We start from the raw sequence: 13,484 nt of genomic DNA on the forward strand, positions 1-13,484 counted from the left end.
CGACCATGATTGATACACGCCTGCCTTTAACAGATATTCATCGTCACCTTGACGGTAACATTCGTGCCCAAACCATCCTCGATCTTGGCCGCCAGTATAATTTAACGCTTCCTGCTCAATCGCTTGAAACCCTGATCCCGCACGTTCAGGTCACCTCTAATGAACCGGACCTGGTCAGTTTTTTGAGCAAACTCGACTGGGGTGTAAAGATGCTGGCCACGCTGGATGCCTGTCGCCGTGTCGCCTTTGAGAACATCGAAGATGCCGCCCGTAATGGCCTGCATTATGTCGAACTGCGCTTCTCGCCAGGCTATATGGCGATGACCCACAGTCTGCCGGTTGCAGGCGTGGTTGAAGCTGTGATTGAAGGTGTCCGTGAAGGGTGTAAAACCTTCGATGTGCAGGCCCGTCTGATTGGCATCATGAGCCGTACCTTCGGCGAAGCGGCCTGTCTGCAGGAGCTGGAAGCGCTGCTGGCGCATCGTGACGCAATCACCGCAGTCGACCTGGCCGGGGATGAACTGGGCTTCCCGGGCAGCCTGTTCCTCTCTCATTTCAACCGCGCACGTGATGCTGGCTGGCATGTTACCGTTCATGCGGGTGAAGCGGCGGGTCCGGAAAGCATCTGGCAGGCCATCCGTGAACTGGGTGCCGAGCGTATCGGCCACGGTGTGAAAGCGGTGGAAGATCGCGCCCTGATGGATTTCCTCGCTGAGCAACGTATCGGCATTGAATCCTGTCTGACGTCAAATATTCAGACCAGCACCGTGTCCGCACTGGATAAGCATCCGCTGAAAACCTTCCTCGAACACGGCGTGCTGGCCTCGCTGAACACGGACGATCCGGCGGTACAGGGCGTGGACATAATCCACGAGTATACGGTCGCTGCACCACAGGCGGGCCTGAGCCGCGAGCAGATCCGACAGGCGCAGATGAATGGGCTGGAGATGGCGTTCCTCACGCCGGAAGAGAAGCAGGCGCTTCGGGATAAGGTGGCAAACGCGTAACCCCTTTGCCGGGTGGCGGCTACGCCCGACCCGGCCTACTAAACTTATGCCAGACAGAGCGTGGCGCGATGTTTGGCAGATTCAATGCCCAGTTCGATCAGCTCCATGATCTGAATCGCCTGGCTGGCTGGTACCGGGTTTTCACCCGTGCCGTTCAGCGCATCACGCACGGCCGCATAATATGCCGGGTAGTTCCCCGGGATCGTCAGCAAGGTTTCTTCCACCAGCGTCTCCCCCTCCACTTTGGTCACCACCCCGTCGCGCATATCATATCCCCAGTCTTCCTGTGGCAGACGCTCGCCGTTTTTCAGACGCTCTTCCTGCGGATCGAGACCAAACTTCACGTAACTGCCGCGCGTGCCGTGAAGGATATAACGGGCCGATTCCGCAGCCGCGACCATCGTTCCGTGCAGCACTATCCGGCGCTGCGGGTAGCTCAGAACGGCATGAAAATAATCGGTTGTTTGTGCGCCGGGTCTGAGCTGAGCCAGGTCAACCGTCATGCTTACCGGCAGGCCAAACAGATTCACGGCCTGGTCGAGCAGATGCGGGGCTAAATCGTACCAGATGCCGCTGCCTGGCCCGGCCTGTTCACGCCAGCGGTTTCGCACCTGCGGCCGGAAACGGTCAAAGTGCGATTCAAAAAAGGTTATTTCCCCGAGCGTTCCCTCGCTGAGCAGCGCTTTTACCGTCAGAAAATCGCTGTCCCAGCGGCGGTTATGAAACACCGACAGCAGTCTGCCAAGGCTTTTCGCCAGCGCGTCCAGCTCGCGTGCCTGAGACAACGTCACGGTAAAGGGTTTATCCACCACCACGTGCTTACCGGCTTCCAGCGCAGCCTTCGCCAGCGGGAAATGCGTGTCGTTCGGCGTGGGGATCACAATTAAATCAATATTCGGATCATTGAAAAGGTGCTTAGGCTCAGAGACAACCGGCACGCCAGGCCAGTCGGCATGTACTTTAGTCGCATCACTGCTTGAAACGGCCGCCAGCGCCATTCCAGGCGTGCCGGCAATTAACGGCGCATGGAATGTTTTGCTCGCATAGCCGAAACCAATAAGTCCGACACGGATGCTATCACTCATAATACTGCCCTCTCCTGTGATGTTCTTATTTCACACTGGCTAACCTGGCTTCATAACACATTAAGCATGTGCCATATGACTTAAAATAGCATCCTGCACCGGTTGTTTTTGTTACATGGGTTTAACCCTCTGATTGCGTTTAAGGGAACCGTTCCCAAACCACTTGCTGTCAACCAACTGTCGCTGTAACATTTGCAACCGGTATTTATGGATAAATTACAAGCACGAATTATGACGTCAATTATTAATCGAATCATTGAATTAGCGGGATGGATTGTTCTTGGGGTATCGGTCATTTTGCTCGGCGTTGCCAGCCATATCGATAACTACCAACCGCCGGAGCCTGTCACTGTCGCGCAACCTAAGTAACCGGTTACGGCAATAAAGAGTGACACAATATGTCAGTTACGTATTGCCAGTCCTGGTGAACACGGTTAACCTTCTCTTCCAGGCATCATCTGATGCCTGAATCTTTCAGCAAAGAAAACTCCTAATTTAGTCGCGTTACCTGAGTGGGCAGTTTACGTCTTTATTAATCCGTTTATTATTCAAACGAATTACCTTTACGGGTATGACTCACTTTTATATGGAAACTTATTAATATGACAGTTCAGGACTATTTATTAAAATTTCGTAAGATCAATTCCCTTGAGAGCCTGGAAAAACTGTTTGACCACCTGAACTACACGCTGTCGGATAATCAGGACATCATCAATATGTATCGTGCTGCGGACCATCGCCGTGCGGAGCTGGTTTCCGGCGGGCGTTTGTTTAACGTCGGCGAAGTGCCCAAATCCGTATGGCGTTACGTTTTATAAGAAAGTAGCCATCCGCGCGAAATGTTATATACTCTCCGCCCTGCAAACTGGCTGTACAACATTTCGCGCAGATTTATGGGAGAGTTCATGACCGCAACGCCTGGAGAAAGAATTGGAGGCTGGTTAATCGCCCCACTGGCATGGCTGCTGGTTGCATTATTAAGCGCCTCACTTGCGCTGCTGCTTTATACCACCGCGCTGGTTACCCCTCATGCAATCCAGACCCTGATGTCGCAAAGTATGCTGAATATTACCCTGTGGTTCGTGTCGTTCGTCTTCGCGATCGCAATGTGGTACTACACGCTGTGGCTGACCATTGCGTTCTTTAAACGTCGCAAGAGTGTGCCGAAGCACTACATAATCTGGCTGCTGGTTTCCGTGCTGCTGGCGGTGAAAGCCTTTGCTTTTTCACCGGTTTCGGATGCCCTGGCCGTTCGTCAGCTGCTTTTCCCGTTACTGGCTGCAGCGCTTCTGGTGCCGTATTTCAAGCGTTCGACGCGGGTGAAGAACACCTTCGTGAACCCGTAATAACCTTACAGTTAACCTGTTGTCGCCTGTTGTGGTTTATCCGATAATAGGCGGCTTTTTTATTTCAGGCTGAATAATGACCGATTACTTACTGCTCTTTGTCGGCACTGTGCTGGTTAACAACTTCGTTCTGGTGAAGTTCCTTGGCCTGTGTCCGTTTATGGGCGTGTCCAAAAAGCTGGAAACGGCAATGGGCATGGGGCTGGCGACAACCTTCGTCATGACGCTGGCGTCCATCTGCGCATGGTTGATTGATACCTGGATCCTCATCCCGCTGGGTTTAGTCTATCTCCGTACGCTGGCCTTTATTCTGGTCATTGCCGTTGTGGTGCAATTTACCGAAATGGTGGTGCGCAAAACCAGCCCGGCACTCTATCGCCTGCTGGGTATCTTCCTGCCATTGATCACCACCAACTGTGCCGTTCTCGGCGTGGCGCTTCTGAACATTAATCTCGGGCACAATTTCATGCAGTCGGCGCTGTACGGTTTTTCCGCCGCCGTCGGTTTCTCGCTGGTGATGGTGCTGTTTGCCTCTATTCGTGAGCGCCTCGCCGCAGCGGATATCCCTGCGCCATTCCGCGGTAACGCGATTGCGCTGGTGACCGCAGGTTTAATGTCTCTGGCCTTTATGGGCTTTAGTGGTCTGGTGAAGTTGTAATGAATACCATCTGGATAGCCATCGCCTCCATCAGCGTGCTGGGGTTGGTGTTTGGCCTTATTCTGGGTTACGCCTCCCGCCGTTTCGCGGTAGAGGACGATCCTGTTGTTGAAAAAATTGATGAGCTTTTGCCGCAAAGCCAGTGTGGGCAGTGCGGTTACCCTGGCTGTCGCCCCTATGCAGAAGCCGTGGGTGTTCAGGGTGAGAAAATTAACCGCTGTGCGCCCGGTGGTGAAGCGGTAATGCTGAAAATTGCGGCCCTGCTTAACGTTGATCCGCAGCCGGTTGATGGCGATGCGGATGTGCAGGAGCCCGTGCGTGCCCTTGCCGTAATCGACGAAGCGAACTGCATTGGCTGCACCAAATGTATTCAGGCGTGCCCTGTCGATGCCATTGTTGGCGCAACCCGCGCCATGCACACCGTCGTGGCGGATCTGTGCACCGGCTGTAACCTCTGCGTGGCGCCCTGCCCGACGCAATGTATCGAGTTGCGCCCGGTTGAAACGACTACCGAAAGCTGGAAGTGGGACCTTCAAACCATTCCGGTTCGCAACATTCCTGTGGAACAACATGCTTAAGTTATTTTCTGCTTTCAGAAAAGAGAAGATTTGGGACTTTGACGGCGGCATCCATCCGCCGGAGATGAAAACCCAGTCCAGCGGCACGCCGCTGCGTCAAATTCCGCTGGCGACCCGTTTCGTTATGCCGCTGAAGCAGCACATTGGTGCTGAGGGCGAACTGTGTGTAAAAGAAGGCGATACCGTCCTTCGCGGCCAGCCATTGACCTTTGGTCGCGGACGTATGCTGCCGATCCACGCTCCGACATCCGGTCAAGTGGTGGCGATTACCCCTCACACCGTGGCACATCCGTCAGCCCTCTCCGAGCTGAGCGTCATTATTGAAGCCGACGGCGAAGACCGCTGGTTCGAACGCGATGGCTGGAGTGACTACCGCGCTCACAGCCGGGAAGCGCTCATCGAGCGTATCCATCAGTTCGGCGTTGCCGGGCTGGGTGGCGCAGGGTTCCCGACCGGCGTCAAACTGCGCGGTGGCGGCGATAAAATTCAGACGCTGATCATCAACGCCGCCGAATGCGAACCCTACATCACCGCCGATGACCGCCTGATGCAGGACTGTGCCGCGCAGGTGGTGGAAGGGATCCGTATTCTTGCCCATGTGCTGCAACCGCGCGAAGTGCTGATTGGTATTGAGGACAACAAACCGCAGGCCATCTCCATGCTGCGTGCGGTGCTCGCCGGTAGCCACGATATTGGTCTGCGCGTCATTCCGACCAAATACCCTTCTGGCGGGGCGAAACAGCTGACGCAAATACTCACCGGGAAACAGGTTCCCCACGGCGGCCGCTCTTCTGATATTGGCGTGTTGATGCAAAACGTAGGCACCGCCTACGCCGTGAAACGCGCGGTGATTGACGGTGAACCCCTGACCGAACGCGTGGTGACGCTGACGGGTGAGTCCGTTTCTCGTCCGGGCAACGTCTGGGCGCGTCTGGGTACACCGGTTCGTCATCTTCTGGAGCAGGCCGGATTCTGTCCCGGCAGCGATCAGATGGTGATCATGGGCGGCCCATTGATGGGCTTTACCCTGCCGTGGCTGGACGTCCCGGTCGTAAAAATCACTAACTGTCTGCTCGCCCCCTCTGCGACCGAAATGGGTGAAGAGCAGGAAGAAAAAGGCTGCATCCGCTGCAGCGCCTGTGCCGATGCCTGCCCGGCGGATCTGCTTCCGCAGCAGTTGTACTGGTACAGCAAAGGCCAGCTGCACGATAAAGCGCAAGCGCATAACCTGGCCGACTGCATCGAATGCGGCGCCTGTGCCTGGGTCTGCCCAAGCAACATTCCGCTGGTGCAATACTTCCGTCAGGAGAAGGCTGAAATTTATGCCATCTCGATGGAAGAAAAACGCGCCGCCGAAGCGAAAGCCCGCTTTGAAGCGCGCCAGGCTCGACTGGAGCGCGAAAAACTGGCCCGTCAGGAGCGTCATAAGCAGGCTGCCGTTCAGCCCGGCGAGAAAGATCAGGATGCCATTAACGCGGCGCTGGCTCGCGTTCGCGAGAAAAAAGCAACGGCGGCGCAGCCTGTCGTGATCCCGGCTGGCGAGAAACCGGATAACAGCGAAGCCATTGCCGCCCGTGAAGCACGTAAGGCCGCGGCCCGCGCACGTCAGGCAGAAAAAGCGCAGACCGCGCAACCGGAAGCCAACGTCGATCCGCGTAAAGCGGCCGTTGAAGCCGCCATTGCCCGCGCGAAGGCCCGTAAAGCGGGAGAGCAGCAGGTAGTCGTTGAGCAGGAGGCCGTAGATCCGCGTAAAGCGGCGGTGGAAGCCGCAATAGCCCGAGCCAAAGCGCGTAAAGCGGCCCAGCAGCCGCAACCGGCCGCAGAAGAGGCACCGGTCGACCCGCGTAAAGCCGCAGTCGAAGCGGCTATCGCCCGCGCTAAAGCCCGTAAAGCGGCGCAGCAGGAAGAACAGCAGCCGGCCGCAAACGACGATCCACGCAAAGCCGCAGTCGCCGCCGCGATTGCACGCGTTCAGGCGAAGAAAGCCGCACAGCAAGCAGTTAACGAGGATTAAATGGTTTTCAGAATCGCAAGTTCCCCTTACACCCATAACCAGCGCCAGACGTCGCGCATTATGATGCTGGTCTGCCTGGCCGCGTTGCCTGGCATTGCCGTCCAGTGTTGGTTTTTCGGCTGGGGAACCCTGTTCCAGTTAGTGCTGGGCTGTGCCAGCGCCGTAGCGGCAGAAGCGCTGGTGCTGAAGCTGCGTAAGATGCACGTCTCCCGTATCCTCAGCGATAACTCGGCCCTGCTGACGGGTCTGCTGCTGGCCATCAGTATCCCACCGTTTGCACCGTGGTGGATGGTCGTGCTCGGTACCGTGTTTGCGGTGATTATTGCCAAACAGTTATACGGTGGACTGGGCCATAACCCGTTTAATCCGGCGATGATCGGCTATGTGGTACTGCTGATCTCCTTCCCGGTGCAAATGACCAGTTGGCTGCCGCCGCATGAGATCGCCGCCAACGTGTCTGGTTTTATGGATGCCCTGCATGTGATCTTTACCGGTCATACGGCGTCCGGTGGCGATATGAACACGTTGCGTATGGGCGTGGATGGTATCAGCCAGGCCACACCGCTCGACACGTTTAAAACCGCCCTGCATGCCGGGCACAGCGTTGAGCAGATCATGAAGTCGGCTATCTACAGCGGCGTGCTGGCGGGTGCGGGCTGGCAGTGGGTTAATCTGGCGTATCTGCTGGGCGGCCTGTTCCTGCTGCAGCAGAAAGCGATCCGCTGGCATATTCCGGTCAGCTTCCTTGTCACGCTGGCAGTCTGCTCCACGCTGGGCTGGTTGTTCTCTCCTGAGTCCCTGGCCAGCCCGCAAATGCATCTGCTCTCTGGCGCGACCATGCTGGGCGCCTTCTTTATTCTGACCGACCCGGTGACCGCCTCGACCACCAACCGTGGCCGCCTGATCTTTGGCGCGCTGGCCGGTCTGCTGGTGTGGCTGATCCGCAGTTTTGGTGGTTACCCGGACGGGGTGGCATTCGCTGTCCTGCTTGCCAACATCACCGTACCGCTCATTGACTACTACACGCGCCCGCGCGTGTACGGCCATCGTTAAGGATTTCGCGATGCTGAAAACAATGCAAAAACACGGCGTCACGCTGGCTGTTTTCGCCGCAGTCCTGACCGGGCTGACGGCGCTGGTGAACGAACTGACCAAAACGACCATTGATGAACAGGCCGCCAAGCAGCAAAAGGCGCTGTTCGATCAGGTGATCCCGCCTGATTTCTACGATAATGACCTGCAGAAAAGCTGCTTCGTGGTGCAGGCACCGCAGCTGGGCAAAGGCCCGCATCGTCTCTTTATCGCCCGTAAAGGAGATAAAGCGGTAGGCGCGGTTATGGAAGCCACGGCCCCTGATGGTTACTCCGGTGCCATTCAGCTTCTGGTGGGTACCGATTTTTCCGGTACCGTACTGGGTACCCGCGTGACTCAGCACCATGAAACACCAGGCCTTGGGGATAAAATTGAAACCCGCCTGAGCGACTGGATTTTGCACTTCGCCGGTAAAGTGATCCACGGCGAAGCGGATCCGGCGTTTGCCGTGAAGAAAGATGGCGGCGAGTTTGACCAGTTCACCGGGGCCACCATTACCCCGCGTGCCGTCGTGAATGCCGTAAAACGAGCCGGGCTGTATGCAGAAACGCTGCCTGCGCAGATCAACAATCTTCCGGCCTGTGAGGAGTCATCATGAGCCAGGTTAAAGAGGTCATTGTCCAGGGGCTGTGGAAGAACAACTCCGCCCTGGTTCAGCTGCTGGGGATGTGTCCGCTGCTGGCGGTGACATCCACCGCCACCAACGCGCTGGGTCTGGGTCTGGCAACCACGCTGGTACTGACCCTGACCAACCTCTCCATTTCCGCCCTGCGCCGCTGGACGCCGTCGGAAATCCGTATTCCGATTTACGTGATGATCATCGCGTCGGTGGTAAGTGTCGTTCAGATGCTGATTAACGCCTACGCGTTCGGTCTGTATCAGTCACTGGGGATCTTTATTCCGCTGATCGTCACCAACTGTATCGTGGTTGGTCGTGCAGAAGCCTTTGCCGTGAAGAACAGCCCGGCAATGTCAGCGCTGGATGGTTTCGCCATCGGGATGGGCGCCACCGGCGCCATGTTCGTTCTGGGCTCACTGCGTGAGATCCTGGGCAACGGTACGCTCTTTGACGGCGCAGACGCGCTGTTGGGAAGCTGGGCCAAAGTCTTGCGCATTGAGGTGTTCCATACGGATACGCCGTTCCTGCTGGCTATGCTGCCGCCGGGCGCGTTTATTGGCCTTGGCATGATGCTGGCGATAAAATACCTGATTGATGAAAAACGTAAGCGCCGCGCGGCTGAGCGTAGCGTGCAGGAAGGGATACCCGAGAAAGCCTCATGAATAAAGACAAGCGCATTGCGATCCTGACACGTCTGCGGGACGAGAATCCTCATCCGACAACAGAGCTGAATTTTAACTCACCGTTTGAGCTGCTGATCGCAGTGCTGCTTTCAGCCCAGGCCACCGACGTGAGCGTGAATAAAGCCACCGCCCTGCTCTATCCGGTGGCCAACACCCCGAAAGCCATGCTGGAGCTGGGTGTGGAAGGGGTGAAGTCCTATATCAAAACCATTGGCCTGTTTAACAGCAAAGCGGAGAATGTGATAAAGACCTGCCGTATTTTGCTGGAGCGTCACGGTGGCGAAGTGCCGGAAGATCGTGAGGCGCTGGAAGCGTTGCCGGGCGTAGGCCGCAAAACAGCGAATGTGGTACTTAACACCGCGTTTGGCTGGCCTACCATCGCCGTGGATACCCATATTTTCCGCGTCTCTAACCGGACCAACTTTGCGCCGGGTAAAAATGTCGAACAGGTGGAGGAGAAACTGCTAAAAGTGGTTCCCGCCGAATTTAAGGTCGACTGCCATCACTGGTTGATCCTGCACGGCCGTTATACCTGCATTGCCCGAAAGCCTCGCTGCGGCTCCTGTATCATCGAAGATCTCTGCGAATATAAAGAAAAAGTGTATCCCTGATTGCCCTCTCCTGCTTTTCCTTTCGCCTCATCAAGACCTTACTAAAGGAGGGCTTAACTAAAAACCTTCCTTTTGACCGCAAATTGTCCGTACGGGTGCGCTTTCACCCTGTCAATTATTCGGTCATTTAACGCTCAAACAGGTTAATACTTTTTTCACTACCGAAAATTTCTATACATCTGTGATCGGGATCACTCTGATAACTTCATGTTGATTTTTTGTTGTCAAAACCAACCCAAACCCTTTGCCAGACAAGATATAACCCCTCAAGGACCACAGATAAAACCACCCATTTTTCAGAATATGGGCTATATGACTGCAATTAGCGGCAAATAGCAGAACATATCGCCTGATAGCGGGAGCAGAGGGCATATGGCAGTCAAAAAACCTAACAATACTCATCGTATAAAATTTAACGCTGAATAACATTTGCATAAACCGAGGATTATAGCGGCTCAGTTATATGTAACAGATTATTACAAACGTATTGCCAGACGGGTCAGGATAGTGAACATTACCCGCCGTTTCTCCTCCCAATATAACTATAAGGCGGATGGACTACGGCCATCACGCTATGAACACCCCCGTTAATATGGGATGTAAAAAAAGAGGTATATGTGTCAACTGCAAACAATAAACCAACAGAAGAAAGCGTGAGTCTGAACGCTTTTAAACAGCCAAAAGCGTTCTATCTCATCTTCTCTATCGAGTTATGGGAGCGTTTTGGTTATTACGGCCTGCAAGGGATCATGGCGGTTTACCTGGTTAAGCAACTGGGTATGTCCGAAGCAGATTCCATCACGCTGTTCTCTTCATTCAGTGCCCTCGTTTACGGTCTGGTCGCTATCGGCGGCTGGCTCGGTGATAAAGTTCTTGGTACTAAACGTGTCATCATGCTGGGCGCCATTGTGCTGGCGATCGGCTATGGACTGGTTGCCTGGTCAGGCCATGACGCAACTGTGGTCTATATGGGGATGGCGACCATCGCCGTTGGTAACGGATTATTCAAAGCGAACCCATCTTCCCTGCTCTCTACCTGCTACAGCAAAGATGACCCGCGTCTGGACGGTGCATTCACCATGTACTACATGTCCATCAACATTGGTTCATTCTTCTCTATGCTGGCGACCCCATGGCTCGCGGCTAAGTTCGGCTGGAGCGTGGCATTTGCGCTGAGCTTTGTCGGTATGCTGATTACCGTTGTGAACTTCCTGTTCTGCCGTAGCTGGGTTAAAGACTACGGTTCAAAACCGGATTTCGAACCAGTACATATGGGCAAACTGCTGGCCACCATCGTGGGTGTTGTGATCCTCGCGTCAATCGCCACCTGGCTGCTGCATAACCAGGGTGTTGCACGTGCCGTTCTGGGCGTGGTTGCGCTGGGTATCGTGATTATCTTTGCTAAAGAAGCCTTCGCGATGCAGGGTGCGGCCCGTCGTAAGATGATTGTGGCATTCATCCTGATGCTGGAAGCGATTATCTTCTTCGTACTGTACAGCCAGATGCCAACGTCTCTGAACTTCTTCGCTATTCGTAACGTTGAGCACTCCATCCTGGGTATCGCGTTCGAGCCGGAGCAGTATCAGGCACTGAACCCGTTCTGGATCATGATTGGCAGCCCTATTCTGGCGGCTATCTATAACAAGATGGGTGACCGTCTGCCAATGCCGCACAAGTTCGCTATCGGTATGGTGCTGTGCTCAGGTGCATTCCTGGTGCTGCCGCTGGGTACCAAATTTGCGACTGACGCCGGTATCGTCTCCGTTAACTGGCTGATCCTGAGCTATGCGCTGCAGTCCATCGGTGAACTGATGATCTCCGGTCTGGGCCTGGCGATGGTTGCACAGCTGGTGCCACAGCGTCTGATGGGCTTCATCATGGGGAGCTGGTTCCTGACCACTGCCGGTGCGGCCATCATCGCCGGTAAGATCGCAAACCTGATGGCGGTTCCGGAGAACGTAACCGATCCGCTGGTCTCCCTGAATGTTTACGGCAGCGTCTTCCTGCAGATTGGTATCGCAACGGCGGTTATCGCGGCTCTGATGCTGCTGACTGCACCGAAGCTGAACCGCATGACTCAGGACGACGACAAAACGACGAAGGCGACCGAAACCGCTACCGCGTAATGTTATTGAGAAACGACGAGCCGCTAATGTATTAGCGGCTTTTTTTTTGTTTGATCGCGCACTAACATAGCTGAAACCTCAGCAAAAAGGAGTTACCGATGAAACTGTTCTACAAACCGGGCGCGTGCTCTCTTGCTTCCCATATAACCCTGCGCGAGAGCGGCAAAGATTTCACGCTGGACGGCGTTGACCTGATGAAAAAACGTCTGGAAAACGGCGACGATTTTTTTGCCATTAACCCGAAGGGACAAGTTCCGGCACTGCTGCTGGATGACGGTACCCTGCTGACAGAAGGCGTCGCGATTATGCAGTACCTGGCGGACAACGTGCCCGATCGTCAGTTGCTGGCCCCGGTAGGGACGATTTCACGCTATAAAACGCTTGAGTGGCTGAACTACATCGCTACCGAACTGCACAAAGGGTTCACGCCGCTGTTCCGTCCGGATACACCGGAAGAGTACAAACCGACCGTGCGCGCCCTGCTGGAGAAAAAGCTGCAGTTCATCAACGAATCGTTGAAAGACGACCAGTTTATCTGCGGGACACGGTTTACCATTGCCGATGCGTATCTGTTTACCGTGCTGCGCTGGGCACGTGCGATTAAGCTGAATCTGGACGGGTTAGACCATATCGCAGCGTATATGGCGCGCGTGGCGGAGCGCCCTGCGGTGGCCGCGGCGCTGAAAGCGGAAGGATTGAATTAACCGGGTCGTTATCGCCCGGCGGCGCTTCGCTTGCACGGGCCTACGGGATTTGTAGGCCGGGTAAGCGCAGCGCCACCCGGCATAGTTTAGAGCTGTGTTGCACTAAAATAGTGTTCTGGCTGCGCAATACGATCCTGTGCCGCGACCACCTGCAGTTCATATTCCTGCATCTCTTTCGTCGCAACCATAATCTCGTAAACCGCCGCAGTCACATGCTCAAGCGCTTCGCGAAGCGTCGCGCCCTGCAGCAATTTCACCAGCAACAGTCCGCTGGTCACATCCCCCACTCCCACTGGCTGACGCAGGCCAAAATCCACCAGCGGACGGCTGATGTGCCAGGCATCGTCTTTGGTGACCAGCAGCATCTCAAAACGGTCTCTGCTCAGCCCTGCGCGTGCGAGATGTTTCACCAACACAATCTCAGGCCCCTGGGCTATCAGTTCACGAGAAGCGCTTACAGCTTCTTCTACACTGTTTACCGGATGCTCGCAGAGGATCTCCAGTTCGATCAGGTTTGGCGCGATGATATCGCTGGCGGGCAACGCATGGCGAACATGGAATTCAGCCACCCCAGGCGCCACAATACAGCCTTTCTCCGGATGCCCCATAACCGGGTCGCAGAAGTACTTTGTGGATGGATTTGCCGCTTTCACCTGGCGAACGATGCCGAGAATATGCTCCCCCTGCTCTGCGGAACCCAGGTAACCGCTCAGAACGGCATCACAGCGTTTGAGCTGGTCGATATCGGCAATGCCCTGCACGATCTCCGTGAGATGCGAGGGCGGCATCACGCAGCCGGTCCATTTGCCGTATTGTGTATGGTTTGAGAATTGTACGGTATTGAGGGGCCAGACGTTGGCACCGAGGCGGCGCATCGGGAATTCCGCCGCGCTATTGCCAGCATGTCCAAAAACAACGTGGGACTGAATGGCGAGGATGTTCTTCATTTTATGCTTACCAA

15 protein-coding genes are annotated in these 13,484 nt (G+C 55.3%); 13 read left to right on the plus strand and 2 right to left on the minus strand.

From position 1 onward, the window contains the following. The first annotated feature begins 5 nt into the window (after positions 1 to 5). Entirely contained in the window at positions 6 to 1,007 is a 1,002-nt protein-coding gene (gene add / locus NQ842_RS14305; protein WP_014831649.1) for an adenosine deaminase, read from the plus strand. Positions 1,008 to 1,051: 44 nt separating this feature from the next. Here add and NQ842_RS14310 read toward each other — a convergent pair whose 3' ends face one another. After that, positions 1,052 to 2,092 (minus strand): oxidoreductase, encoded by a 1,041-nt coding sequence (locus tag NQ842_RS14310; RefSeq protein WP_014831648.1) that lies wholly within the window; start codon positions 2,090 to 2,092, stop codon positions 1,052 to 1,054. A 243-nt stretch (positions 2,093 to 2,335) separates the two neighbouring features. Between NQ842_RS14310 and blr the strand changes: the two genes are divergently transcribed. The 12 genes from blr (at position 2,336) to gstA (ending at position 12,523) form a co-directional block, all read left to right on the plus strand. Further along, the gene (gene blr, locus NQ842_RS14315) at positions 2,336 to 2,461 is read left to right on the plus strand and encodes a division septum protein Blr (RefSeq protein ID WP_168112406.1); all 126 of its coding nucleotides are present in this window, start codon (positions 2,336 to 2,338) and stop codon (positions 2,459 to 2,461) included. Between the two features lie 233 nt (positions 2,462 to 2,694). Then, a complete protein-coding gene (gene ydgT / locus NQ842_RS14320; protein ID WP_013096896.1) occupies positions 2,695 to 2,910 on the plus strand; it encodes a transcription modulator YdgT in 216 nt (71 codons plus the stop codon). Between the two features lie 87 nt (positions 2,911 to 2,997). Next, positions 2,998 to 3,438 carry a DUF2569 domain-containing protein gene (locus NQ842_RS14325; RefSeq protein ID WP_219279296.1) on the plus strand — a complete coding sequence of 147 codons (441 nt, stop codon included), beginning with the start codon at positions 2,998 to 3,000 and terminating at the stop codon, positions 3,436 to 3,438. Positions 3,439 to 3,514: 76 nt separating this feature from the next. Then, complete coding sequence (gene rsxA, locus NQ842_RS14330) at positions 3,515 to 4,096, plus strand: electron transport complex subunit RsxA (protein ID WP_014831646.1); 582 nt, start codon at positions 3,515 to 3,517, stop codon at positions 4,094 to 4,096. Then, positions 4,096 to 4,674, plus strand: coding sequence for an electron transport complex subunit RsxB (gene rsxB / locus NQ842_RS14335; RefSeq protein WP_014831645.1), 579 nt, complete (start codon positions 4,096 to 4,098; stop codon positions 4,672 to 4,674). The genes rsxA and rsxB overlap by 1 nt, the downstream gene beginning before the upstream one ends. Further along, entirely contained in the window at positions 4,667 to 6,688 is a 2,022-nt protein-coding gene (rsxC, locus tag NQ842_RS14340) for an electron transport complex subunit RsxC (protein WP_257256008.1), read from the plus strand. The genes rsxB and rsxC overlap by 8 nt, the downstream gene beginning before the upstream one ends. Further along, complete coding sequence (gene rsxD, locus NQ842_RS14345) at positions 6,689 to 7,741, plus strand: electron transport complex subunit RsxD (protein ID WP_257256009.1); 1,053 nt, start codon at positions 6,689 to 6,691, stop codon at positions 7,739 to 7,741. It begins immediately after the preceding gene. A gap of 10 nt (positions 7,742 to 7,751) precedes the next feature. After that, entirely contained in the window at positions 7,752 to 8,378 is a 627-nt protein-coding gene (gene rsxG / locus NQ842_RS14350) for an electron transport complex subunit RsxG (RefSeq protein ID WP_014831642.1), read from the plus strand. Continuing rightward, positions 8,375 to 9,061 carry an electron transport complex subunit E gene (locus NQ842_RS14355; protein ID WP_014831641.1) on the plus strand — a complete coding sequence of 229 codons (687 nt, stop codon included), beginning with the start codon at positions 8,375 to 8,377 and terminating at the stop codon, positions 9,059 to 9,061. The genes rsxG and NQ842_RS14355 overlap by 4 nt, the downstream gene beginning before the upstream one ends. Continuing rightward, positions 9,058 to 9,693, plus strand: coding sequence for an endonuclease III (gene nth / locus NQ842_RS14360; RefSeq protein WP_014831640.1), 636 nt, complete (start codon positions 9,058 to 9,060; stop codon positions 9,691 to 9,693). Before NQ842_RS14355 ends, nth begins: the two co-directional genes overlap by 4 nt. Before the next feature lie 617 nt (positions 9,694 to 10,310). Beyond that, positions 10,311 to 11,819: a dipeptide/tripeptide permease DtpA gene (gene dtpA, locus NQ842_RS14365; protein ID WP_257256010.1), complete on the plus strand. Its 1,509-nt coding sequence runs from the start codon at positions 10,311 to 10,313 to the stop codon at positions 11,817 to 11,819. Positions 11,820 to 11,917: 98 nt separating this feature from the next. Further along, complete coding sequence (gene gstA, locus NQ842_RS14370; protein ID WP_014831638.1) at positions 11,918 to 12,523, plus strand: glutathione transferase GstA; 606 nt, start codon at positions 11,918 to 11,920, stop codon at positions 12,521 to 12,523. 86 nt (positions 12,524 to 12,609) lie between these two features. Here gstA and pdxY read toward each other — a convergent pair whose 3' ends face one another. After that, positions 12,610 to 13,470, minus strand: a complete 861-nt coding sequence (gene pdxY, locus NQ842_RS14375) for a pyridoxal kinase PdxY (RefSeq protein WP_257256011.1) — start codon at positions 13,468 to 13,470, stop codon at positions 12,610 to 12,612. Between the last annotated feature and the right edge of the window lie 14 nt (positions 13,471 to 13,484).

The organism is Enterobacter cloacae complex sp. R_G8 (genome assembly GCF_024599795.1).
GTDB lineage: Bacteria > Pseudomonadota > Gammaproteobacteria > Enterobacterales > Enterobacteriaceae > Enterobacter > Enterobacter dissolvens.